The sequence below is a fragment of the Paenibacillus sp. HWE-109 genome, from assembly GCF_022163125.1.
GTDB lineage: Bacteria > Bacillota > Bacilli > Paenibacillales > NBRC-103111 > Paenibacillus_E.
In genome coordinates this window covers 8,605,426-8,629,963 of sequence record NZ_CP091881.1, presented here as the reverse complement: position 1 = coordinate 8,629,963, position 24,538 = coordinate 8,605,426, and the positions used below count along the sequence as shown (strand labels likewise).

The 24,538-nt window shown below is 49.1% G+C and carries 16 protein-coding genes; 7 read left to right on the top strand and 9 right to left on the bottom strand.

The features are described 5' to 3' along the window. Window positions 1–20: 20 nt before the first annotated feature. On the bottom strand, window positions 21–1,757 hold the full coding sequence (locus LOZ80_RS37155) for an ABC transporter ATP-binding protein (RefSeq protein WP_238169183.1): 1,737 nt from the start codon (window positions 1,755–1,757) through the stop codon (window positions 21–23). A 204-nt stretch (window positions 1,758–1,961) separates the two neighbouring features. Between LOZ80_RS37155 and LOZ80_RS37150 the strand changes: the two genes are divergently transcribed. The 4 genes from LOZ80_RS37150 (at window position 1,962) to LOZ80_RS37135 (ending at window position 7,443) form a co-directional block, all read left to right on the top strand. Continuing rightward, window positions 1,962–3,404 (top strand): ABC transporter permease, encoded by a 1,443-nt coding sequence (locus LOZ80_RS37150; protein ID WP_443146999.1) that lies wholly within the window; start codon window positions 1,962–1,964, stop codon window positions 3,402–3,404. Window positions 3,405–3,407: 3 nt separating this feature from the next. Next, window positions 3,408–4,934 (top strand): ABC transporter permease, encoded by a 1,527-nt coding sequence (locus LOZ80_RS37145; RefSeq protein WP_238169182.1) that lies wholly within the window; start codon window positions 3,408–3,410, stop codon window positions 4,932–4,934. Between the two features lie 120 nt (window positions 4,935–5,054). Continuing rightward, a complete protein-coding gene (locus LOZ80_RS37140; RefSeq protein WP_238169181.1) occupies window positions 5,055–6,887 on the top strand; it encodes an ABC transporter substrate-binding protein in 1,833 nt (610 codons plus the stop codon). A 100-nt stretch (window positions 6,888–6,987) separates the two neighbouring features. After that, on the top strand, window positions 6,988–7,443 hold the full coding sequence (locus LOZ80_RS37135) for a hypothetical protein (protein WP_238169180.1): 456 nt from the start codon (window positions 6,988–6,990) through the stop codon (window positions 7,441–7,443). Window positions 7,444–7,748: 305 nt separating this feature from the next. On the opposite strand, the gene LOZ80_RS37130 is transcribed toward LOZ80_RS37135, so the two are convergent. The 7 genes from LOZ80_RS37130 to LOZ80_RS37100 form a co-directional block, all read right to left on the bottom strand. After that, a complete protein-coding gene (locus tag LOZ80_RS37130; protein ID WP_238169179.1) occupies window positions 7,749–10,922 on the bottom strand; it encodes an S-layer homology domain-containing protein in 3,174 nt (1,057 codons plus the stop codon). Window positions 10,923–10,937: 15 nt separating this feature from the next. Continuing rightward, window positions 10,938–14,510, bottom strand: coding sequence for a hypothetical protein (locus LOZ80_RS37125; protein ID WP_238169178.1), 3,573 nt, complete (start codon window positions 14,508–14,510; stop codon window positions 10,938–10,940). 68 nt (window positions 14,511–14,578) lie between these two features. Beyond that, a complete protein-coding gene (locus tag LOZ80_RS37120; RefSeq protein ID WP_238169177.1) occupies window positions 14,579–16,351 on the bottom strand; it encodes a DUF8769 domain-containing protein in 1,773 nt (590 codons plus the stop codon). A gap of 65 nt (window positions 16,352–16,416) precedes the next feature. Next, window positions 16,417–18,024 carry an extracellular solute-binding protein gene (locus tag LOZ80_RS37115; protein WP_238169176.1) on the bottom strand — a complete coding sequence of 536 codons (1,608 nt, stop codon included), beginning with the start codon at window positions 18,022–18,024 and terminating at the stop codon, window positions 16,417–16,419. Between the two features lie 51 nt (window positions 18,025–18,075). Further along, window positions 18,076–18,957: a carbohydrate ABC transporter permease gene (locus tag LOZ80_RS37110; protein WP_238169175.1), complete on the bottom strand. Its 882-nt coding sequence runs from the start codon at window positions 18,955–18,957 to the stop codon at window positions 18,076–18,078. 12 nt (window positions 18,958–18,969) lie between these two features. Next, window positions 18,970–19,914 carry an ABC transporter permease gene (locus LOZ80_RS37105; protein ID WP_238169174.1) on the bottom strand — a complete coding sequence of 315 codons (945 nt, stop codon included), beginning with the start codon at window positions 19,912–19,914 and terminating at the stop codon, window positions 18,970–18,972. Between the two features lie 33 nt (window positions 19,915–19,947). Beyond that, window positions 19,948–20,997: a glycoside hydrolase family 88/105 protein gene (locus LOZ80_RS37100; protein ID WP_238169173.1), complete on the bottom strand. Its 1,050-nt coding sequence runs from the start codon at window positions 20,995–20,997 to the stop codon at window positions 19,948–19,950. 207 nt (window positions 20,998–21,204) lie between these two features. Between LOZ80_RS37100 and LOZ80_RS37095 the strand changes: the two genes are divergently transcribed. After that, on the top strand, window positions 21,205–22,071 hold the full coding sequence (locus tag LOZ80_RS37095) for a helix-turn-helix transcriptional regulator (protein ID WP_238169172.1): 867 nt from the start codon (window positions 21,205–21,207) through the stop codon (window positions 22,069–22,071). 46 nt (window positions 22,072–22,117) lie between these two features. Here LOZ80_RS37095 and LOZ80_RS37090 read toward each other — a convergent pair whose 3' ends face one another. Next, on the bottom strand, window positions 22,118–22,750 hold the full coding sequence (locus LOZ80_RS37090; protein ID WP_238169171.1) for a Crp/Fnr family transcriptional regulator: 633 nt from the start codon (window positions 22,748–22,750) through the stop codon (window positions 22,118–22,120). Between the two features lie 93 nt (window positions 22,751–22,843). On the opposite strand from LOZ80_RS37090, the gene LOZ80_RS37085 reads away from it, so the two are divergent. Further along, window positions 22,844–23,797, top strand: coding sequence for a nucleoside hydrolase (locus LOZ80_RS37085; RefSeq protein WP_238169170.1), 954 nt, complete (start codon window positions 22,844–22,846; stop codon window positions 23,795–23,797). Continuing rightward, window positions 23,797–24,258 carry an NUDIX hydrolase gene (locus LOZ80_RS37080; RefSeq protein ID WP_337950987.1) on the top strand — a complete coding sequence of 154 codons (462 nt, stop codon included), beginning with the start codon at window positions 23,797–23,799 and terminating at the stop codon, window positions 24,256–24,258. The genes LOZ80_RS37085 and LOZ80_RS37080 overlap by 1 nt, the downstream gene beginning before the upstream one ends. Window positions 24,259–24,538 lie beyond the last annotated feature (280 nt).

The window sequence follows — 24,538 nt, the reverse complement described above, 5'->3', positions numbered from 1 at the left end:
TTCCCGCTTGCGGATTGTGCTTACGCGTCAGCAACAGCCAGCCAATGTCCGGGCTGCACTTCGACGAACCGCGAACGCTCCAGCCCATACGGATCTTGGATGCTCGAATCGATCAGCGGCACGAACGCCTTGCGTGATTCCACCGCCGGATCGGGAACCGGAATCGCCGCAAGCAGCGATTTGGTATATGCGTGCAGCGGGTTCGCATACAGCTCTTCGCTCTCCGCCAACTCCACGATCTTGCCCTTGTACATGACCGCTACACGGTCGCTGATATGCTTGACCATCGAGAGGTCATGGGCGATAAAGAGGTAGGTCAACCCCAGCCGCTGCTGCAGTTCTTCCAGCAGCTTCACAATCTGTGCCTGGATGGAGACATCCAGGGCTGAGAGCGGCTCATCGCAGACGATAAACTCCGGCTCGACTGCCAGTGTGCGGGCAATTCCGATCCGCTGCCGCTGCCCGCCCGAGAACTCATGCGGGTAACGCATCGCATGGGATGCACTGAGACCGACCATCTCGAGCAGTTCCTCTATCCGATGCTGCCGCTCCTGCTTGCTGCTCGTCATCTGATGAAGGTCCAGCGCTTCGCCGATGATGTCGGCAATCCGCAGACGCGGATTTAGCGAAGCATAAGGGTCCTGGAAGATCATCTGCATATGGCGGCGCATGATTTTCATCTCTTTGCGGGATAAGCGGTTAAGCGGGATACCCTTGTAGAGTACCTCCCCACCCGTCGCTTCATTCAACCGCAAGATCGTCCGACCCGTGGTCGATTTGCCGCAGCCTGACTCGCCAACAACGCCAAGCGTCTCTCCCGCACGGATATCGAAGCTGATATCATTGACAGCTTTGATGATCTGGCCTTTGCCCAGATTGAAATGCTGTTTAAGCGATCGAACCTCCAACAAGGGACGATCATCTGCCGAACGGCTAACCGCAGAGGCCAGCTTGGGTTTCTTCTTCTCGTCAAGCCGAGGCAATGCATTCAGCAGACGTACCGTATAGGGGTGCTTAGGCGCCGAAAAGATCTCCTCCGTCGTGCCCGTTTCCACGACCTCGCCATCCTTCATGACGACAACGCGGTCGCACATGCCGGCAACGACACCCAGATCATGCGTAATCAGGATGATCGACGTGCCGAGTTGGCGCTGAATTTCCTTCATCTGGTGCAGAATTTGCGCCTGAATGGTTACGTCGAGCGAAGTCGTCGGCTCATCTGCGATAAGCAGTGACGGTCGGCAAGCAAGCGCGATCGCGATCATCACCCGCTGGCGCATGCCCCCCGAGAACTCATGGGGATACTGGAGATAGCGGGCTTCTGCGTTAGGGATGCCGACCAGTTTCAGCATCTGAATCGCTTCATTCTGTGCTTGCTGCTTGCCAAGTTTCCGATGTTTGATCAGACTCTCTTCAATCTGCCGACCGATACGCATCGTCGGATTCAAAGAGGACATCGGATCTTGGAAGATCATTCCGATATCGCGACCGCGAATCTCCTCCATCTCCGAATCCGACTTATCCGCCAGATTCTTTCCTTGAAAGAGAACCTCGCCCCCCTTCACCATCGAGGGTGGAGATGGCAATAACCGCATTATTGTGCGGGCTGTTACGCTTTTTCCACTGCCGGATTCCCCTACGATGCCCAAAGTCTCGCCCTCGCGAACGGAGAAACTTACATTACGAACGGCTTCAACTTCCTTATCGCGCGAATAGAATGAGACAGACAACTGCTTTACTTCTAAGATTGACGTCATATGATCACCTTTGTATGTGGATAAATTAAAAAGAAAGTTCTATCAATTACAATTACATGTTAAAATATAACTTCAATGGATAGCAACCATAAGAAATAATATTTCGCGTATTATTGACATTTTTCGCTTCTCACCTTAAAATCTACTATATCGATCGGAATAATGCAATATATAAAACTGACCGACAAAAAGGAGCACACGAACTTGACCGGGCACACTGTCGCAACGGATTCCCGTCTAGTCGACCGACTTGGGAACATCTTTTACAAAATGCTATTGCATCCTACTTACCGTTATCTGCTTCTGCTGGCAGGAGCCCCGGTGCATCTAATCATCTATCTAGTCTATCTGCGCCGCAAGAAGCTAAGTATGCACAAGGCCGCGCTGGACAAGATAGAACGGGAATGGACGTCTTCCGGCTACCGGGACCATCTGTTTGCAGAGGCGAAAGAACAACTTGAACGCAAACACCAATTCTTCAATCAAACCATTGACCCGGAGAAACTGGATCGCGAAGCTAATCGGATTGCGGAGAGCAAATTCAGAGAGGCGTTACGGACTCAACTTGCCGATGAGCAGAATAAGAACGGCCAATCACTGGTCAGTTACTCAGGTACTTTTACGGAGCTGCTTCAAAACCCGGTATTTCTGGCTATATCCATTGTTCTTGGCTTTATCATGTACGCGCTTATGTTCATTTATAGCAGCGCATATCTGAAATACATTATAGAGCGGCTCGTAATGACCGTCTTTGTCATTTTCGGCGTTGCCTTTCTCGTTTTTACCATTCTATATTTGTCGCCAATGAATCCTGCCGCCAATATTATTGGGGAAACCGCGACTCCTGAGCAAATTAGCGCATTCAACAAGCTTTATGGACTGGATCAGCCGTATTTGGCTCAGCTCTGGCATACGTTCCGAGGCATTCTTACTTTTGATTTAGGCAAGTCATTCGCAGGCAGCGAGGATGTTACCACTTCGATCGCCGCCAAGTTTCCTGTGACACTGACTTTGACCGTGATCTCAACGATCATAGCCGTCTTGATCGCCCTGCCGATTGGCTTAATATCTGCTACTCGGTCGAACTCTTTCTTTGACTATACGTTCATGTTGCTTGCTCTGATCGGATTGTCGATCCCTAACTTCTGGCAAGGGTTGATTCTTATCTTGAATTTCTCCATCAAGCTGCATTGGCTTCCCGCTACCTATAATCCGCAGAACGCGTTGACGATGATTATGCCAATTATCGTATTAGGAACAGGTCTTACGGCCGCAGTAGCCCGAATGACGCGCTCTTCCACGCTCGAGGTCATCCACGAGGATTATATTACGACAGCCCGGGCCAAAGGGTTAACGCGCAGTCAAGTGCTGTGGAAGCATGCTGTAGGCAATGCGCTCATTCCGATTATTACAGTCATCGGACTTCAATTCGGCGGCATGCTCGGTGGAGCGGCTGTCACAGAGAAAGTTTTCAATATCAACGGGATTGGAAGCTACATCGTGGACAAGCAGTTCATCCCTGATATCCCCAGCATCATGGGCGGTGTCATCTATACCGCTATTACGATCTCTATCGTCAATGTCGTGATCGACATTTTGTACGCGTTTTTCGATCCAAGAATTCGATCCAGAATGAAACAATACTAGCAGATGACAAAGGTGACCAAGGTGCCCAAACCCATACTTACTAAACAAGACATCCATTTCAGATTGCGTACCTGCGCCGAGTACGGACAGGCCAGCTTTGCTGGCATTGCTTCTCTAAGCTTGGCGATGGTGCTGCTGATCAACAGCTTCAAAGGAGGCGAATTAGCCGTGAATTCGGCTGTCTTCGCTGCCTTTGCCGCCTACTTCGTCTTCGCGCTGCTTCAGTTGGGGACAATGGCTCTGATCCGCAGAGATCTGCTCCAACACGGCGGGCTGCGCCGGAGCACTCGCCGACTAGGCTATGTGCTTTTGATCAGCTTGCTGACAGCTAATATCTTTGTCGTAACGGCGGCCTTCCAGCTCATTAAAAGCAAGAAGAGCGCAGCTTACACTCTCTCGGTCTACGCACTATTGACGACCGTGTTCGTCTTCGCCATTTCGGCGTTGAACGTCTTTAAGCCTTATGTTTCGGACTTATTCGTATCAGGCATGGCTCTTCTATTAATCGCAGGCGCCATTCAATTCATTACCCTGCTGCTGATCGCCCGGTATGCAGATAACCAGCTCCTGCCCAAGTGGATGTGGATTGCTGCGGTTCTGCTGCTGGCTAGCTCAGTAACAGGCAATCTGTTCGCGCTTGCGCTAGGCATTCTGTTGATAGCCAGACTTAGAAACAGGGACGTCACGTCGGGAACCAAACTGAATGAGGTCATCGATCGGCTGTCCCGCAGCTCCACCTCGATGCTGGGCTTGTGGTTCATCGGTTTCTTGATGGCGATCTCCCTATGCAGCTACTTGACGTTCGACTATGGGATGGCCATCGACAATAATTATGGGGCGATTCTTCAATCACCAAGCCTGACCTATCCCCTTGGCACGGACAACTTCGGTAGATGCCTGTTCTCGCGAATCGTATTCGGAGCGCGGATCTCGCTCTTCGTCGGGATTCTCTCCACATTGATTCCCGTGATCATCGGCGGCTCACTGGGAGCGGTATCCGGTTACTACGGACGCAGTACGGACAATCTCATCATGCGAGCGCTCGATATTCTGTACGCGATTCCCGGCATTCTGCTGGCCATTGCTATCATTGCAGCATTCGGCGCCAATACGGTCAATCTTATTCTAGCGCTAAGCATCGGGGCTATCCCGACGTACGCTCGAACAATGCGAGCCAACGTGATGCTCGTCTCGACGCTTGAGTATGTGCAGGCGGCGCGCGCCTTCGGCGCAGGCGATCTGATTATTCTGCTCCGGCATATCGTGCCGAACTCCATTGCCCCGATGATTGTCAAGTCCACTTTGACTGTGGGCGGAGCCATCATCTCGACGAGCAGCTTGAGCTATCTGGGACTCGGCGTCGAGCCGCATATCCCGGAGTGGGGCAATATTTTGAAGGTAGGAAGTGCCTATCTAGAAACCAATGCTTACACCGCTATCTATCCTGGCTTAGCTATTATCGCGCTGGTGCTGTCCTTCAACTTCCTTGGAGACGGATTACGCGACGCACTAGATCCCAAGCTTGACTAAACCATCTTGACTTATTTTAGAATCTTCATTCTTACTCCATGAGCTCTTCGTTACATAACAAACAAGAATCTGGAATGAATGTGTGTTCATACATTTAGAATTACTAGGAGGGCCAATACTATGGTTACCAAAAGCAAGGTCATTATCCCCGTCGTCCTCGGCGTCTCATTGATGCTGAGCGGATGCAATTTCACGACAAAAAAAGATGCGGCAGCGACGCCAACACCAGGTTCAACAGAAACAGCAGCCGTCAACAACACGCCCGTTGATATCGAACTGCTAGGAATGAGTTCCAATGAGACAGACCTCAACATCGTGCGTGATCAACTTGCCAAAAACGGTTTCAACGTGAAGCTGAACGTTCAGCCGGATTACGGTACATTCAAAGCCCAGCAAGACGCAGGCAACTTCGACGTTGCACTCTCCAGCTGGACCACGGTTACAGGAAACCCGGACTATGCGGTACGTTCCCTTTTCAAAACAGGCGGCGACTACAGCATTATGTCAGATCCTGAGATCGACAAGCTGATCGACCAAGCCTCGGCGCAAACACCAGAGCAATACACTGAGACATATAAGAAATTCGAACAACAGCTAGTCCTTGACAAAGCCTATATCGCACCACTCTATAACTCGCTCAAAGCACAAGCTTTCAATCAAGACGTTCTGAAAAAAGAGTCTGTGCGTCTGTCGAAGTCACGCTCCCTTCCTTGGGAAGAGCTCGATTTCAAGGATGCCGCCAAACGTGCGAAGGACCCGATTATTCTGCAATCTGCCCTTCCTTCCCTAACATCGCTTGACCCGATCAAAGCTAACGACGGCTCGATCAACATTATCAACACGAACATGTATGTACGTCTGCTCAATTTGACAGACGACGACAAATTAACGGCTGACGGGTCTCTCTCTTACAACTTCGCGATTGCTGAAGGCAATTCCGATTACTACTTCGTACTGCGGGACGATATTCATTTCGCGCAGATCAAAGACAAGCTAGCTGCCGACTCAGGCGAACGCGTGGGTGCAGAAGATGTTATCTTCTCGCTGAATCGCGCCAAGGACAAAAATTCCGTACCCAACCACCGTACGTTCACACTGCATGAGCATATTCAAAAGGTAGAGCTTGTGACAGACCCTGCGGTACTCGAATCCGTTAAGTTATCCGGCGGCTCCGGCACGCTCAAATCCGGCTTGGAAAAAGGTCTTGATTCCAAGATCTCAACATTGGTATCCGACAAGAATCAAGCAAGCAACAAAGAAGGCAAATATCAGGTTGTCAAACTGACGACTACACAGCCGTTCCCGCAAGTATTGAACTATCTGGCGCACCAATCGGCTGGCATCGTCTCAAAGAAACAAGTCCAAAGCATCAATACGTACGATGTAGCCAAATATGATGTTAATAAAGACATTTCCTACGGCGATCAATCGACGGTTACTGAGGGTGCCAAATACAACAATGCTTTGTACACAAGCGGCCCTTATATCCTGTCCTACAAGAATGATTATGAGGCTGTTTTCTACAAAAACCCAGGTTATATGAAGGGTACGAAGTACGAGCCGAAAGTTGACTCGATCAAAGTTCGTTTCATCAAAGATGCTGAAAGCTCCTTGTCGGCGCTCAGAAGCGGTGAGATTCACCTGTTCTATGGCGTATCCGAGATTAAGTTCGATGTCATCAAAGCTGATACCAAGCTTGCGCTTCAAACAGTCCCAAGCAATGCTGTCTCCTATCTGTTGTTCAACACCAAGAACCGCGAGGTTGCCAAAAGCGCTGACTTAAGACGAGCTGTGCTGTACTCGGTCAATCAGGACGAGTTCCTCGCTTACTACAAAAACAACAAGTTCAAAGCGGTATCGACGTTAAGCCCGATTGTCAAAACAGGTCTGGAAGTCAAGGCAGACGCTGCCAAAGCGAAGGATTTCCTGAACAAGTACAAAGCTAGCAAGTAAATCAACGCTGAACATACTAAAGACTGCCTCATCGTCATGAAGACGATTGGGCAGTCTCTTTCATACAAAGTCAAATATAACTAGATAGGAGCGATCCATAATGTCCACTTCTGAACTACCCCCAATCAAACTATCGCAATGGGATGCGCTAATCCTGGAATCGCTCAACCCCCAGGGATGGCACGCAGATGAACTGCTGCAGCGAGTCCACGCCGGCAATCTTCCCGTTGACGACAGCAAGTTCAAATTCGACTATACTCGCTTAACCGAGCTCGCAGACAGCGATCCGGCAGCATTCGAGCAGGCAGTCCGTCACGGCTACCAGATCAAATTCAATACGCTTCGCGGAATTGCCAGTTGGATTCTCCTCGCCTATGGGCAGGAGCCCGAGTTGCAGTTGGAACCGGGTCACGAAGCGGTCATCGCGAGTCTGACCGCGCAGGAGCATAGCCGCCTGAATGCGGTTCTCTCTTACGGCTGGGTCGTGCGAGGCGAACAGCCGGCTTCGGCTGAAGCGCGATCGACCTATGTCATCGAGCCACTGGTTCGGGCTTAATGCTAAGGGAACTCTAGGACGCTATCCGGGCAAAAAGCAGGGTTGCGAGGGTCATAGCGGAACTACAGGGCCTTATTTCCACGAAAAGAGCTGAATTTCCCATGAAACAGCAAAATAGCGGACTGTAGTTCCCTCAACCTCGCAAAAAGGACACTTTTGGCTGGAATAGCGTACTGTAGTTCCCTTTCTCCGCGCGAGGCAGCTGGAGTAACTTTGCGTTCACTCCAAAAGGAGCTAAGCTTGCAAGTGCTTAGCTCCTTTTTTTTGGCATCCGACCATGTGACCTGTGGGACAGCCTTGTTGGTTTAATGCGGTAGGATCGACAGCTTATCCAGCAGTCTGAATAACACGACAGCCATTTCCGCTCGGGAGGCCGTTCCCCGTGGGTTGATTCCTGCTCCGTCGCCTTCCACTATGCCTAGTTGAACCATGGCGGCAATGCTGTTTATGGCATATGGAGCAATGCTGCTGCGATCCTGATACGGGTCAAGCACGGATTCATTAACTTGAATATTCAACTTACCGCTTGCGTTCAGTGCTCTGACAAAAAGAACAAACAGATCTTGTCTGGTGATTGCCTGGCCCGGTATGGCATCGTTATTTCCTGTACCTGACAGGATGCCGAGCTCTTTGGCGATACCGAGTGCTTGGTAGTAATAGTCTTTCTCGCTGACATCGTTGAAATTTTCATGAAAGTCTGCTTTCAGGTTCAACGCCCGTACAAGCAAGGTAACCGCATCTGCGCGTGTGACCTCTTTACTCGGGTCAAAAGTCGTATTCGATGTGCCTTGAATAATGCCTTTCGCAGTTAGCGTTTCAATGGCTTTGGAAGCCCAGGCGAAGTTCGCCGTAACATCCTTAAACGGCTTCGGTTCAACCGGTTTGGCTGGTGTTACCGGGTCTGGTTGCACCTCTATCTTAGGTTTCTCCGATGGAGATGGTGTTGGTGTTGGTGCTGGCGCAGATGGCACCGGTGTCGATGGCGATGGTTCCGAACTACCACTCTCCGATGCCGTTTGCACGGTCACGAAAGGTCCATCATTCGTCCAGTTGCCAGCAGCATCCCCTGCTTGTACTCGGAAGGTATATGTTGTTGAAGCTTGCAAATTCGCAACTGTAAGTGTGCTTGCTGGCGCAGCAACCGCAGCTGCCAAATGGCTTCCGTTATAAATCCGATACCCCGTCACCCCCACGTTATCGGTCGCTCCAATCCAAGTCAGCTTTAAACTATTCACACTTACTTGGTCGACCGTTACCTTACTGTTCTCCGACCACACAGGAGCTATTGTTTCTAACTTGATTTGCGCGTCTAATTGGCTCGGACTCGTCTGAACGACGGTATCATTGCTCAACATGCCAAGACTCATTTTATTAACTCCCAAACTCACAGTTGAGCCTGGATGCTGAACACGAAAGACAAGCGTGGCAATCCCCCTGGATGAGCCAGCGCCAACGGAGTGAGTTTCATTCCCATCGCCGATTACGGTTGCTGCGTACAAGACACGTCCGTTCTCCGGCGTAATCACACTTTGATAACCGGTAGGCTGACCAGCGATTTGATATACACTATCAGTCACGGCCAACGAAGTACCATTACCTGCGAACATTACTGGGGTCGCACCAACGAATTGCAGCTCTGCAGGGTTATAGTCGAACTCCGCTTGCGCGGAATGAATGGGTCCTACTGCTCCGTGAAGAGCGTTCCCGCCTGCGCTAATTCGAACGCTTATTGTAGCATCCGAAGCCGCAGTCTGCAGTGTAAACTCGGAGGAGGCAACTTCACCTAGAACAGTAACGATAGCCTTGGCTTCAGAAGCGCCATAACTAACGATCACACTTGTCGTGCCGCTGCGCAGAGCCGTAACTTTCCCAGACGCATCCACCTGAATGATGGAAGGGTCCGCTGCTCGGAAGGTAGACTGCCCGGTAACGTCAACCGATTGTCCTCCCGGTCCGATCAAACTGACTTTCGTCGAATGAGCCGCTCCATTAGCTAACGTATACGCCCTGCTATCCAGTTGAATCGAAGATACCCTGACTGGATAGCTGACACTTTTCGTACTGTACGTTACGGTTATGACCGCTTGCCCAGGCGCAATGGCGTGCACGTTGCCTAGCTGATCCGCTGCTGCAACAGATGGCTGGTCAGAATAATAGCTGGCCATGCTGCTAATATCGAATGACTGACCATCCGAATACACGGCTTTCGTAATGCTTCCTGCCGTCCCGCCTACTGCAAGTTCCATTCCGGCTGCACCGGGAGAGACCGATAACAGTTCTTGCAGGACAGGAGCTATGGTTACTGTTGCTGTCGTACTTTTATCTCCATAGGTAGCGGTAAGTACTGATGTACCGTAATGAAGAGCGCGCAGCAAGCCGCTGCTGGCATCGACGGACGCGACAGTCGGATTGCTCGAAACGAAGGAAACACCCGGCATGCCGTTAACTTGCACCGGACCAGAGGAGTAGACAGCCGTTAATACAGAAAGCTGCTGCTGTCCTTCATTCAATTGATAGTCTGCCTGGTCAAGCTGTACGGCATTCAGCACAGATGCTGAACTGACTGTAACTGTCGTTGCTGCCGTTAAATCTCCGAGCGAGGAAGTGATAACCGCTGTTCCCGTGCTTAATCCTGTCACGACACCTCGTTTATTAACGGAGGCAACGGCCGGATTGGAGGAACTGTAATACACTTTGTCCGTCACATCCAAGGTATGATCACTGAAAGCTGCCGTAACTTGCGAGTTGTGCGCTGCACTTACGCTTAGATGATACGCAGGCTCCATGCCGATGGTATCCGGCAGTTGATCCACGAATAAATCATCGAATTGGATGGTGCCTTTCTGAGCTTTATCAATGGAGAAGCGAATAAGCTTCAACGTGTCTGTATTCGCTGTCGTATCCCTGAATGAGAAGCCCGCAGCTTTCTTCACTCCATCCATGTAGGCATCGTACTTTTTGGTGGCGGTATCCAGGACGAACTGGATATGATACCATTGCCCCGCCTGAAAACCAGACTGAATGGAACTGCTGGTTCCGCCATTGTACGCGGTAATATTCGCTCCAGAAAGAGATAAGCTGATGATGTTATTACTTGTGCCGGCGCCGTAAATATAAGGCGCCGACTTCGTGCCGCTTGTCTCGTCCGATTTGAAGCGATAGCTGACGATCGCTTTTCCGGTGATCGATAAATTTTTGCGATCCAGGGTCAGATTGCTGGTCGCTGTTGTTGTCGTTTTCTCAAGTCGTACGCTCTGATTTGTTGGATCAGCACTGTCTGTCACGACCTGAATTGAACCGTCAGGCGTTAGCGTCGGCGTCCAATTCGCGGCTGAGAAGGTCCCCGGTTGGAGCGAGTTGAAATTTTCATCCATGCCAACAGCCGAAGCTGCTGCTGCCGGGCCCGCCGATAAGCCAAAGGAACTTACGGTTAAACTGAGCAGCAGTACCATAGATATTTGCTTTTTTATCCAATTCATCGTTGATCACACTCCTTAAGGCTGATTGTTCGCTGGCCGCATATAGTATCCTAATTGCCCTAAATCGGCCGTATCAATTTGACCGTCGCCATTGATATCCGATGCATACGGAAATTGTTCCGGATTGCCACCCAAGCTCAGTCCCAACTGCCCGCGAAGCATGGACAAATCAGCTCCCTGAACGGAATGGCCATCGACCAGAGCCGTTTTCCCCGCTTTATCCACGAACAAGGAATGACCCTCATGCAGCACCAGTTTCATGCCCTCATCCTCGATCGTCAAGGCACGAAGCACGTCGGTTCGCGCGTCATATTTGGCCACAGATTTGACCGTAAAGCCTGACGTACTCGCATTAGGCTCGATTTTGCTGACGAAATAAACCCAGTCCCCCACTTGATAGTTGGCGGCAAGCGAACTGTCCGTCACTTGAACGGTAATTTTGTCACTGTTCGCAAATTGCACAATGGTACCGTTATTGGCTGATGAGCGAACGTTCGTCGGATCCCAAAGCGCCTTGGAGTACAAATCGTCCATCACTTTACCTGGTGTTGTGACAAACCCTGCGCTCAGCGCGCCTTCGTCCGCAGTTGACAGCCAGGTCGGCTTAGCCGCTCCGCCAGCTGGCGCATTCTCTGCCTTCAGCAGCGGAAAGCCAGTCACTCTCGCACTTCCAGCCACGAATGCAGGAGCTGATATGGAGCCTGTATCTTTGGCCAAGTCGAGAAGCGGCATACCGTCCGTTGCATAAAGTCCATTAATACGGATGCGATCCAGCTCGGTTGTCCCTGGCGCATACGCCCTTTGGGGTATGGACATATAAGGGAGACCGATCAGTTCGCCCAGCGACAAATAGCTTTGAGCGGTTCCGAATCTGACCGCCAGTATGTTGTATAGCGATTTGCCGTCAGTGATATAATATTGCTTCGTTGTATTGGCGCCACTCGAACTCACACCATCATCCTGACGAACAAAATAATGGGGGAGCGCCTGATTGGTTGTGGCTTGCTTGCTATCATCGTACTGGTAGCTTCCGTCAGCCGCTTTGGCAAACCAGCCGTTTAGACGGTCGATTTTGGGGAAGCCAGGTTTATCGGGATCGGGTTTGCCTGTATCGAATAAGCTCTCCATGAAATCCGTGCCGGAGACAGAAATATTCAGCGGCTGCCTGGAATCCGATTTGAAATAAGCGGAAACATCCCCTTTTCGCAAACTGTTTGTTTCCAGTTTTTGCTGCTGGGTTCGGTCCCACGGATATTGCGCTATCGTTTCATACATTTGCAGCGGTCCATGTACCGCCAGATGCCCGAGATTCGCTGTGTCGCCATAGGTTAGCGTAGGAGAAGCGAACGATTTGATCAAGAAGCGTCCGAGATCTGCTTTCAAGGCATGCCCCCAGTATGAAAGTCCGGAGAAGTTCCCCATATTGTAGGCCGAACTGCCGCCTTCGTTGTGGCGCGAACCGGCAAATATCCAGCCATCCGCTGACATCCGAACGTTGAAGTAGCTTGCCATTTCCAAGCCATCTTGGTACAGCAGCGTCTTGAGATCGCCAAATGCGGCATCTTGATCCGGAAGAGCCTGCATAATACCGGCCAGATCGCTTAACGATACCCCTGCATAACTCACATCAAAGCCATTGACTTCGTAAAAAATATTGTAGCCATCTATGTTTTGGCGGGCCGCCTTGCGCACGCCGCCTGAACTCGGCGGCAAATTCGTGCCTGCAATACCGCTCGCATAGTAATCGCGAATATCTCTTTTTAGAACGTCGTCCTGCAGCAGGTTGGCCATCTGAATGCCCCCCAACACAGCGACAAGCGATTGGTTCATCGATTGCTGTGTGTTAAATTGCGACACTCTGGTGAGCCAATTCCACATGGATAAAGCTTTGGCCTTCGCATCCGTCATTTGCTGCTCTGTAAACAGACCTTCGCCGTATTGGATGGCCGTAGCCAAATTGTGCAAACCAAAAGCAGTCGTCGGATAGTCGGCGCCAGTCGTGGCTCCGCTTACGCTGTAAGGAACATAGACTTCTCCGCTATTCGCCTGACCTGGCATCAATTTGCTTGCATTGGCAATATTGTCGATCGTCATTACCCTTTTATGCAAATAAAAAGAAAGTCCGTCACGCGTACGCTTTGCCAGCAATTCGTCGCTTTTGCCGCTGTGCGCCCAATTGAATGCAAGCATCCCAAGCGTCCCCAAGCCGGCTTCCGTACTGCTGGCCTGCTGATCCACGCCGATATAAGAGACGTTGTCGAACGTCACAGTGCCTTGCGTATGATTGCTTCGCAATTCGATGCGCACAGAATAAACCGGATACGGTGTATCAAAAACACCGCTGATTGTCCCCCACTGCCCTTCCGTCGGCCCGCCATAAAAGCTCTCAGTGCCGATTTGCTTTTTATTTTGATCCAAATAAACCAGACGCGCCTCTACACCTTTGCCATCAACTGCCGTGAAGCCTGGTTCCGTCTTGTATTTCAGCTGGAAAATTCGGTAATCGCCGCCGAATTGCCGTGTCCCGTTGCCGGAGGCGGACCATGTATTGCTTAGCAGAGCAACCGAAGATGTGGACGTTGTGACGATGCGTCCGCCATTACCGCTATAGCCGCCTGCTGCCGAAGGAGTGACAACTCCCGCTGGACCGCTTTCCTGCACGGGCGTCCAAGTGGCCGATGTCTCGAATCCAGCATTCGGCACAGCCGCTGTCCCTTTGGTGGCATACGGGATTTGATCAGTCCCTGACGTTGTATCCACGCGCATTAAGCGAATACCGTCCCACAGAACTGTCCCCTGACTCTCATCCATACCTGCTTGAATGACGACACCAGCCGGCTGCACCGACGGGACGCTCACCAATCCGCGTATTTCTTGCCATCCAGTCGTTCCGCTTGCTCCTTGGAACACGTAAGGGCTGCCAATCGGTTGACCGCTGCTATTCACGAACGTCACTTTCCCATAAATACCCTGTCCGTTCCCCCCTACAGACGCTTGATCAGCATTATAAAATGCACTGAAGATCATCAGGCTGCCTGGTGTTAGAACCACATCCGCAGGGGTCGTATAGTCCACCATTACATGAAAAGGATTGTTTAATTGCTGCATAAGCGCAGCGCTGCCGGGTGAAGAAGCCGTCATCTTCATGTAGCCGCTTCCTTCGAGAGCGATCGAGGTATCCTGCTGCCATGTCACATTGACGTGATTCGGCGGTCCTCCAGACCCATCCGTCAGGGTCCATCCAGTTGGAAGACCCGCAGCGCCAAGCTCGAAGCCACCATTATCGGTCACGTTCCCTGCCGTCAAGTTATTTCCTGAGACATAGACTTTCTGTGGATAATTATCGAATCGGCCGTCAGGCTGCTGATTGGCGATGAGATTCCGCTGGAAAAAATCCAACATCGTTTCGCTTTTCGCCAAGTCAGGGAATACGTTATCAACCCTATCGTAATAAATCGGAGTATCCGGCGTCATAACCGCATTGTCGACGGCTGCAGCAGCAGGACAAGCGGCGGTAACGGACAACAGGCCCGCTAGAGCCAGTGCATACCACCTCATGCTTCTTTTTGGCTTTGAACTATATCGCATAATTTACCTCCTGTGGCGTATTGGATGCGCTTACATATTTGTTGCAGAGCGGACAACCGCTCCTTCTTTCACACCGACCAAATCGGCGCCCCTGCTTCGATTTTAATCTCCTTGCTGCCAGCCACAAGCTGCATGGATGGGCGGAACGGCAAGACACCTTGCTGCGCCTCCAATTTCAGCTTCTTGGCGGCATCTTCATAAACAAGCTGCACCTTTCCATCTTTGTTTGCCAGTGTCATACTGGCAAGCTTGGCCCCTATTTCATCGTCTGGGCAATTCGCGCTATCGATGGTTAATCCGAATGCTAGATGGGCTTCACTAAGCTCAGTCAACCTTAATTCTGTAGACTCTCCTTCATACAGAACAATCTCAAGCGAGGTGCTCGTGTCCTCTTCGGTCACGCGAATTTGTGGCTTGTGGCTTCCAAAGCGGCATTCCTGAAACAGGAGTCCGATGGTAACGTCAGGCGTACGTATCAGCACCGGTTGGCCCAGTTCTAGACGATCCGGCAGCACAAGCTGGCTTCGATCCCCGCCAAATTCAAACCGGAATAGCAAGGAGGAGGCATTGATTGTGCCCTGGATCGGATCCAACACAAAATGCTTGTCACCATGGTCGGAGCAGAACTGAGCAATGCCGAGCAGCAAACCGCGATGCTGAACCGAATGCAGCAGGCCCGAGCTGAAATCATAATTGTCATGCAGACAGCGGAAACGCAAACTAGATACCTTCTTCGCTTCTCCCCAATATGCTGTCAAGGGTCTGCGCTGATTCCATAGATCACAATGATTGAAAGAACCTAACGTAAATTCAGGCGTTAGATAGGAAGACGCAACGACCGGCGTCGGCCCTTGGACGATCACCTTCTGGGTAAACGAAGCTGTTCGTGCTTGACTGAAATAGGGGACATACACGTCAGGCATGTTCAACCCAACGCGGGCCCACAAGGCGTTAATCTCCAATTCCTCTTCTTCCAGCAAATGAAGACGCCCTTGCCCTGCCAGCTGCAGAAAGGACAGATAACCTTTTCCTTGAATCGTTTCGTAGGATCGGCTGTGTGCTCCCGCCCACTGCTGTGTAGCGCTGTGATAATGCTCGGCAGCAGATGCCCAGGCCATGTCATGCAGCTCTCGAATCATAGCGAGGCTAGCCTCATCCCGAATGTGCCGCAGCATGAGCGATAGATCCTCGATCGCCACAACCGTATAGGTCGGGCTGTTGTATTCGGTGAAAGCGCCGTGCAGCGTACAATAGTCATGCAGCAGCTCCAATTTGCTTCGTCCATACGCGAACAGCTCCCTGTTCCCGAGCAATTCTCCGGCCAGCAGAGTCACATAGGTTCCCATAATGCAAATGTTCGTATACGATGGCATCACATTACGGTGCATAATGAGCATGGCTGCCGCTTCCAACGAAACTCTCATTCGTCCAAGCAGTTCGGATGGCAGTTTATCCGCATGATCCACATAGGCCTGAATAAGCGCTTTGCCGCAAAAATCAGCCCAATTGCGATCAGGAGAAGCCATATCCGCGATTGGTTCTTCCAAGTAGTAAGGCCATATTCCGTAGTTGGGACGATTTTTGTCCAGCTCTTGGAAATCCAGCAAACGTCCAATGATATCTGCTGCAAGCTTGCTATCCCCTTGTGACTGACGATCCAGCAGCGCCAAAGCGAAGTAGAATGACTCCCGGATCATGTGAACCTCGGCATTGCGCACATTCGTGTGATAATTGTAGGCTGGTCCCCTTCTCGTCTTGAGCGCGAGCCCTTGCGGGTCGAAATCCTTCCACATCTTTTCCACAATGCCGTTATACAGTTGTTTCAGCGCTTGTTCCTTCATGTCTGATATCCACCTTTATACAAAGATAACTCGACAAAAATCCCCCGAGAACCGGGGGAGCTGTCTTACTTCTTAGCACCTTTGAGCGCTTCGTTGTACTCTTGCGTTACTTTGGTTCCATTTTTATCCATAAAAGCTTTCAACGCCTGATCCCACTCCGCAGCACTCAATTGACCCATCACATATTTAACTTTGGCTTTGACAATATCCATGTACATATCTGGTGTGCTCTGCTCGGTAGCCGATTGCAGTCCAGCAATTGGGCTTGCTTTGAGATGTTTGAGCAAAATATCATTCGCTGCGATTTCCAGCTTCAATGTTTCCGGATCATCGGAATCTTTGGTATAGTTCGTGTTTTCCGGGCTCGGAAGCGCTTGTGTTGGTAAAATGTAGCCGCCGCCCAGCTTCTGCAGCTTATCCTTGTCCGTCACTTCGACATTGCCGTCGCTGTTCGCTTTGAATGTTACGCCTTCCAAACCGAAGTTCTGAAGCTTATTGTATTTTTGCGTGCCTGCTGCGACATATCCATTCTCCTTGGAAGGACCATAGTCCAGCCATTGCATAATCGTCTTCACTTTATTGGCATCTTTAGCAGCTGTCGAGCTGATAAAGATCGCACCCACGTTGCCTGGACCAGACACAACGCCGCTTTTACCTGTAGGTCCAACCGGCGGTTCGAAGGCTGTCAATTTGGCACCCGGTGTTGTTTTGGGAACAGTCGTTGTAAAATTGCGGATTACGGATACGAAGTCAAAAGCAATACCGCCTTTACCATTCTTGAAAAATTTATCCTGTGCCTGGTTCGCTTTGTTCAAGGCAAAATCGGGATCGACGAGGCCTTCACTAACCGCTTTTTTCAACCAATCTAGATAGGTTTTGTACTCTGGCAGCGATTCATTCATGGCAAGTTGACCGTCTTTCAGCACCCACCCGGAACCGTCCAGACCGAAACTGAACAGCAAATCGCCTGCTCCCCAGAATTCCCGACCATTAAAGTCGCCTACGCGACCGGTAATTTCACCAAGCTGCAGGCCGTAAGTATCTTTCTTGCCGTTGCCGTCCGGGTCGTTGTTCGTCATCGCTTGCATCGTGGCATACAGCTCATCCAGCGTCTTAGGAACCGGCAGCTTCAGCTTATCCAGCCAATCTTGGCGGATCAACGGTGCATTCGGAGCGGAAAGCAGTGAACGGGCGATTGGAATGCCATAAATCTTGCCGTTATAGCTAACATTGTCATAATGCAGCTTCGAATATTTTAAGTTCGGATATTTCGCAATAACCTCGTCCAGCGGAGCAATAGCTCCTTGTTTAATAAGTCGAATTGCGGTGGCATCGAAGTTAAAGGTGAATACATCCGGCATTGAACCGGAAGCTACCATGGCATTGAATTTTTCTTGAAAATTCGAGTTTGGAATCGGCGTGAATTTCAGATCCATATTAAACTTTTGATTTAACCACTTAATACCATCGTTGTTATCCACATCGGGAACGGTATTCACGTTCATCGAGAACGCGATAGGCACCGGTTTCGAAGGAGCTGCGGAAGCCTTGTTGTCTGTCGCTTTGGCTGTTGACGAGGTATCTTCTGTTTTGCCGCAACCGGATAAAATGAGCGTTCCCCCGATAAGAACGGTGAAGCAGGTGTAAATCGTTTTCTGAGATAGCTTTTTCATTTCGTTATCCTCCTTAGAATAGAAAGCCGAATGTATATCACGTTTTGAAAATCAACCCTTGATCGAACCGATCATAACGCCCTTCACAAAATATTTTTGCAAAAACGGATACACGATAACGATTGGCACTGTAGCCACGATGACCATCGCCATTTTGATCGGTTCTGCCAATTCCATCATTTGATCCTGATCGATCATAGACGCATTGAGCTCTGATGAGCTTAGGACCAACAAAACTTGGCGCAAAAACACTTGCATCGGCCATTTGGACGGATTATTGATATATAAAATAGCTTGGAAAAACTCGTTCCAATGTCCTACAGCGTAAAATAAAATCATGGTTGCGATAATCGGCATTGAAATCGGGAGCACAATCCGGAAGAATGTGCCATATTCGGTGCAGCCGTCAATCGTAGCCGACTCTTCGAGTCCATCCGGGATGGTCTGCATGAAAGATTTTACAATGATGATGTTAAATGCGCTTGCCGCTCCGGGAATGATTAACGCCCATAGGCTGTCCAGCAGACCCAGATTCTTGACCAGGATAAACGTAGGAATCATCCCGCCGCTGAAAAGTGTTGTGAAGAACACCAGCATCAGCATCGGATTGCGGAAGGGCAGCTGCGATTTGGATAAGGCATAAGCGAGTGTAAATGTAATAATTAGATTTAACGCTGTACCAATAACGGTAATGAAGATAGTTACGCCTAACGCTTTGATCAGATCCCCTTGCTTGAAAATATAGCTGTATGCTTCCAGCGACCATCCGCGCGGCCAGAGTACAAGTCCTCCTCTGCTCAGTTCTACCCCGCTGGACAGCGACGAAGCAAGGACATTGACGAATGGCAGCATCATAGCCGCCGATATAAGAGCAAGCAGGACATAATTCAAGCGATCAAATAGGACTTCGCTCAAGGTTCTTTTAAATCTCATGGTTTCACCTCTCTAGAAGAGCCCTTCTTCGCCTAGTTTTTTGGTGAGTTTATTTGCGCCCAGAATGAGAATGAGTCCTACGAGGGAGTTGAACAACCCAGCCGCTGAGGCAAAACTGAAGTCCCCTTGGAGAATCCCTTCCCTATACACATAAGTTGCAAATACGTCTCCCACATCCAGTACGAGCGGATTCAACATCAAGAAGATTTGCTCGAAACCGGTATTCAGAATATGCCCTAGCTGCAGCAAGAGCAGCATGATGATCGTCGGACGGATCGATGGAAGTGTAATGTTCCACAGCTGGCGCCAGCGGCTCGCGCCATCCATCACAGCGGCCTCATAAAGTTCAGGCGATACACTGCTTAAAGCTGCAAGGAAAATGATCGTCCCCCAGCCCGTTTCTTTCCATATGTTTTGCAGTACGATCGTAATTTGAAACAGCTCCGGCATCATCATCCACTTCTTGGCTGTTCCTCCAAACATGACGACGAGTTCATTAACGAAGCCTGTGGAAGAAAACATCAGTGAATAGATACCTATGACAATGACCCAGGACAAAAAGTGCGGCAAATAAACAATCGTTTGCACAAACCTCTTGTATAGCGCATTTCGAATCTCATTCAGCAGCAGCGCCAACACAATCGGCGCGGGAAAGAATAAGACGAGTTTCAACAAATTGATCATCAAAGTATTGCCCAGCAGTTTTAAGAAATTGTCCCCTTGAAAGAAATCCACAAAATGCTTGAAACCGACCCATTCACTTCCGAAAAACCCTTGAAACGGGCTGTAGTCTTGAAACGCAATCAGCACGCCCCACATGGGCAAGTAATGAAACAGCAGAAAATAAATGATGCCGGGAAGCGCGAGCACATACAGCCTGCGATAGCGGTACATGCTTCGCAGCAGTGAACGTTTGCGGGGGGCGGTCTTAGCTGACGCAGAAGTTTGTACATTCATGCCTAACCCTCCAGGACTAAAAATAACTTTCGATTACGCAAGACCCGAGCACTCCGCCAGCAGCATCAGAACAAGACCTTGACCATATAAGGTTGGAATTTGCTCAATGGATTGATAAGCCTCAATCGTCGGCATGATGGGTGTCCCCCCGGAAACGCTGTTCACTTCCCCGGTCGCGTTAATCTTGCTCAGAACGCCATCTAATGCTTTGGAAACATGCACACGATAACTCTCATTCAGCATGCCAGTGCGGATAGCCAGCATCATTCCGCAGGCAATACCCGCACTGCCTGACGTCTCTTGATAAAAGTCTGAGCGGTCCATCACCGTGTGCCACAAACCATGTTCGTTTTGATAAGTGATTAAACCGTCCATCATCCGCTTGTAGCTTTCTCTGATTTGTTCAGGAATCGCAACGAGTCCTGCGATCTCTTGCAGGATTTCCGGCACGGCCACGCAAACCCAGGCATTCGCACGTGTCCATCTTGCTGCGGACAAGTGGTCTTCCTTCACGCAGTTCCATCCGTGGAACAGAACTCCCGTTGCTTCATCCTGCAGCAAGCGCAAATGCAAGCTTACCTGTTCCAGCGCTTGCGTGGCAAGACTCGCGTCATTCGTTGCTTTTGCCGTGCGGGCAAGGAGCAGCACAGCCATGAATATCGTATCAGCCCACACCTGTTCAGGGAAACTGTCTTTTTCCGTAACCGTATGCTCGAACGCACCTTCACGCGTGCGCGGAGCCTCTTGCACGATCCACTGTGAAATTTGTTTCGCTTGATCTAAATAATATGTCTCTTTGGTTAGTTCGTACAATCGGGGAAATATGGCAAAAGGCGCCATCGAATTAATCACCTTCGTACGACCTGCTTTCTCTTGATTTCGCTCGACCCACCTGATTAAATAGTCCAATACATCCTTATTGCCTGTTCTATCGTAATAATGCAGCAAGGCAATCGTACCGACACCCGGGACCCAATCCCATTCATGGATATTCATTCCCCAGTCGGTCGATCTGCTTTCCGTCATATAGCGATAAACACGATCGGCAGCATTTCTTATATGTTCTTTCATAACAACAGCCATTCTCTTTATCCCACTCCTCTGGTTGTATACCGCTGTTCTCTGTATCGCCACCTCCGATTTATGTGATTAGCGGCCTTGAGTCCAAGTATAGTATGAAAACGGATGCAAATCTCTCGATCAATTGCGTAAAACCATACCAATATTGCTTTATTACTTTTTTGACCGTAAAATGAATGAGAGCGCATTCTACCACAGGGGGATTGGGATATGGAAGATCAAATTTATCAATCAACCGACCTTTTCGTAAACAATAAACTTCAAGAATTACCCATCCATATGAAATATAAGGAAACCGAAAAAAACTTTTACATGAACTTCCATTCACACGCTGGCTATGAAATTTATTTGTTTCATGAAGGCAGCGGCTACTTTCTGATTGAAGAAAACATCTACCCGCTCGAAGGCAACGATATGATCCTCATCAGTACGCTGGAAGCTCACAAAAGTTCGCCCAAGCTGCAAATGCCCAGCACACGTTCAGCCATTCACTTTCTGCCGGAACTGCTGGACCCCGAAATCCGCGGGAGATTCCTGGCTGTATTTGACCGCAGCAACCCACACAGGCATATCCGCCTGAGCGGCGACCGTCTCCGGCATTTCGAATACCTGCTGGAACGGCTGCATGAAGAATATACGATGCTGAATACGGACGATTTTCTTACTATGCGAATATACCTGAATGAGATGCTTCTGGAAATACATCGGCTTGTCTTTAATGGGTCGGAGCAGGAACTGGAGCCGATTGCCAGAAATACGATCAACCCCAAAATCGAAGAAGCCGTGAAATATTTATCGCAAAATTTCCAATCCGATATTCCGCTGGAGAAGCTTGCCCAGGATCTCTATATCAACCCGTATTACCTGTGCCATTTGTTCAAAAAAACGATCGGCCTGACGATTACGGATTTCCTCAACCACACGAGGATTCATCATGCGAAGCGGCTGCTCGCGAACACCAATATGCCGATTACGGAAATATCGCAATCGGTCGGCTTTAACAGCTTTTCGTATTTCGGACGCGCCTTCAAAAAACTCGTCGGCACGACGCCCCGCACTTACCGCAACAAGCAATAGCGCAAACAAGGCTGCCGATGATTTCACGGCAGCCTTGTTTTATTTTTCACAATAAATCTGCAACATACCTCTCCATCTCTTCAATCGAATTTACGGTAAATTTCTTGCGTTGATAATTGATAAAACCCTCATTCATGCACTGAGCAATGGAACGATTCAAACTTCTAATTGGCACGCAGACCTCACTGGATAACAACTGCTTGGTAAGGTTCTCTAAATCACCAACTTTATAATGATTAAGTATGCTTAATAAAATACGATCTTTCGCTGTTAGCAAGGATAGCTGCGCGGCGGTTTCCGAACTTGAAATTAGTTTGGAAGCAAGTTGCTTAATCAAGTAACAATTGAAATTAAAATCGAGTCTCATCCATTCATACACTTTTGTTTTCGGGATAGCAATCGTTTCACAATCTTCTTTGGCAATCACACCGAGCGTTTTCATTTGGTCATTAAAAATTTCAATTTCCCCGAAACAACTATAGGAATCATACAAATATAGCGAAAGCATCGTTCCTTCATAACTTTGTCTATACACTTCAGCCAAGCCGGCAGTAAGGATATACAAATAATTATTTTGTTCATTCGGATGAATAATCAAGCTGCCTTTCTTATGCTTTCTATATATAAATTCTTGCTTAACAGATGTCGGTACCTCATTCATAATCTCTTTCAAATCCATATGTTCACCTTCTTTCGTTTTTGGTCATTTGACCTATTTTCATTGTAAACGGGTTTATATAATGAGATCAAATACGAAATGGAGGTCTCTTATATGAGAAAATTAATTATTGACACAGACACTGGAAGTGATGATGCTGTAGCGTTAATTATGGCTTTAAAATCAACGGATGTTACAGTGGAAGCGATAACAACCATTTGTGGCAATGTCCCTGTTGAATTGGCAACTAACAATGCACTAATGACTATCGAAGTGGCTAATGGGCAGCAACCGCCTCTTTATGTAGGAGCTGCCAAACCACTGATGCGTGATTTGGTTACTGCCGTAAATGTTCATGGTGAAGATGGCATGGGCGATTGTGATCTAATTCATCCTACTCTCCGACCAGAAAGCAAACATGCCGTGGATGCGATCCTTGACATTATTGAAAATAACCCTGGTGAAATCGAAATTGTTACCATAGGTCCAGTTACGAACATTGCTCTTGCCATCATGAGAGCACCAGAAACTATGAAAAAGGTCAAGCATATTTTCACCATGGGCACATCCGGCTTTGGCCCCGGGAATACCACGCCTGTTGCTGAATTTAATGTGTATGTCGATGCAGAGGCTTACCGTATTATGCTGGGCTCAGGCATACCTACTACGATCATTGGGTTTGACGTATGTCTGGGAGAAGCTGCTTTGAATAAGGAAGACATGGCTGATCTGCTCGCAAGCGGTAAGAAAGAAGCTGAGTTCTCCGTTAACTGCAACCGCTCCTTGCTTGCATACAATTTACAAAGAAGCAATGAACATATCGTTGATTTACCTGATGCTGTGGCAATGGGTGTTGTGCTTTGGAATGAAATTGTGGCGGAGGACAAATTGTGTTATTGCTATGTATGTACAACAGAAGAAGCTACCTATGGTCAGGTGATTATAAATGACGGCAGCAAACTTGCTATTTCGGACGGATTTGCAGGTCATACTCCTAATGCTACAGTTTGCAAAACGATTAATAATTCTCTTTTTAAAGAGAAATTAATTAGCTTGCTAGTGCAGTAATGATGCATATTCCCTATGTGCATTGCTTTATTTATAAGGATCTTCAATTTTTGATGCTTAGAAGGAACACCCCCCCTTTTCAACATATGTGGAATTGTGTGGGAGGCAAGATTATGCCCGGTGAAACGCCACACGATGCCGTTGTTCGTGAAGTTAAAGAGGAAACTGGACTGACCCTCCAATCTGTTCAATTCAAAGGTATAGCTACTTGGAATCAAGTAGGTGGCATGTATATTTTCGTTGCCGAGGCAGGTAACGAAGATCTCATTGCAGGCCCCGAAGGAGCACTCGCTTGGAAAAGCAAGTCTTGGATCCTGCAATCTTCCGATGTCGCTCCCAGCATCCCGATAATATTGGAAGATGTGCTCACCGTGGATATTCCCGTCGAATTTATGCTCTTCTACTCGGGAATGGCCTATGAAGGAGATATCATCAACTATATAATTCGCTCTCTTGATTGATATTACGAAGGGGCTGTTCCGCCGGGTCCATTGACCTTGCGGGACAGCCCCTTTTCCGATGGTAAGCATATACTTACGAACTCCATAACCCTTAATTGGCCCGAAATGGGCATATTTGAAATATTAAAGAATTCCAGATGCGTTATTGCAGGCAAATGATCACAATTCCGCCCCTATTCTGCTTCATAACATGGCTAGAGTTCATTAGATTGAAAAAGCTGCCGTTTTCGCGTCAATAAGGATGATACAGTTCGTTAGCAGGCGTGGCGGCCCTCGCGTG

What these genes read in the sequence shown, in the direction of transcription:
- LOZ80_RS37145 (WP_238169182.1), top strand. Translation starts at nt 3,408, where the DNA reads ATGACAAAGGTGACCAAGGTGCCCAAACCCATACTTACTAAACAAGAC.
- LOZ80_RS37155 (WP_238169183.1), bottom strand. Translation starts at nt 1,757, where the DNA reads ATGACGTCAATCTTAGAAGTAAAGCAGTTGTCTGTCTCATTCTATTCG.
- LOZ80_RS37100 (WP_238169173.1), bottom strand. Translation starts at nt 20,997, where the DNA reads ATGGCTGTTGTTATGAAAGAACATATAAGAAATGCTGCCGATCGTGTT.
- LOZ80_RS37115 (WP_238169176.1), bottom strand. Translation starts at nt 18,024, where the DNA reads ATGAAAAAGCTATCTCAGAAAACGATTTACACCTGCTTCACCGTTCTT.
- LOZ80_RS37120 (WP_238169177.1), bottom strand. Translation starts at nt 16,351, where the DNA reads ATGAAGGAACAAGCGCTGAAACAACTGTATAACGGCATTGTGGAAAAG.
- LOZ80_RS37090 (WP_238169171.1), bottom strand. Translation starts at nt 22,750, where the DNA reads ATGGATTTGAAAGAGATTATGAATGAGGTACCGACATCTGTTAAGCAA.
- LOZ80_RS37135 (WP_238169180.1), top strand. Translation starts at nt 6,988, where the DNA reads ATGTCCACTTCTGAACTACCCCCAATCAAACTATCGCAATGGGATGCG.
- LOZ80_RS37080 (WP_337950987.1), top strand. Translation starts at nt 23,797, where the DNA reads ATGATGCATATTCCCTATGTGCATTGCTTTATTTATAAGGATCTTCAA.
- LOZ80_RS37095 (WP_238169172.1), top strand. Translation starts at nt 21,205, where the DNA reads ATGGAAGATCAAATTTATCAATCAACCGACCTTTTCGTAAACAATAAA.
- LOZ80_RS37085 (WP_238169170.1), top strand. Translation starts at nt 22,844, where the DNA reads ATGAGAAAATTAATTATTGACACAGACACTGGAAGTGATGATGCTGTA.
- LOZ80_RS37130 (WP_238169179.1), bottom strand. Translation starts at nt 10,922, where the DNA reads ATGAATTGGATAAAAAAGCAAATATCTATGGTACTGCTGCTCAGTTTA.
- LOZ80_RS37125 (WP_238169178.1), bottom strand. Translation starts at nt 14,510, where the DNA reads ATGCGATATAGTTCAAAGCCAAAAAGAAGCATGAGGTGGTATGCACTG.
- LOZ80_RS37105 (WP_238169174.1), bottom strand. Translation starts at nt 19,914, where the DNA reads ATGAATGTACAAACTTCTGCGTCAGCTAAGACCGCCCCCCGCAAACGT.
- LOZ80_RS37140 (WP_238169181.1), top strand. Translation starts at nt 5,055, where the DNA reads ATGGTTACCAAAAGCAAGGTCATTATCCCCGTCGTCCTCGGCGTCTCA.
- LOZ80_RS37110 (WP_238169175.1), bottom strand. Translation starts at nt 18,957, where the DNA reads ATGAGATTTAAAAGAACCTTGAGCGAAGTCCTATTTGATCGCTTGAAT.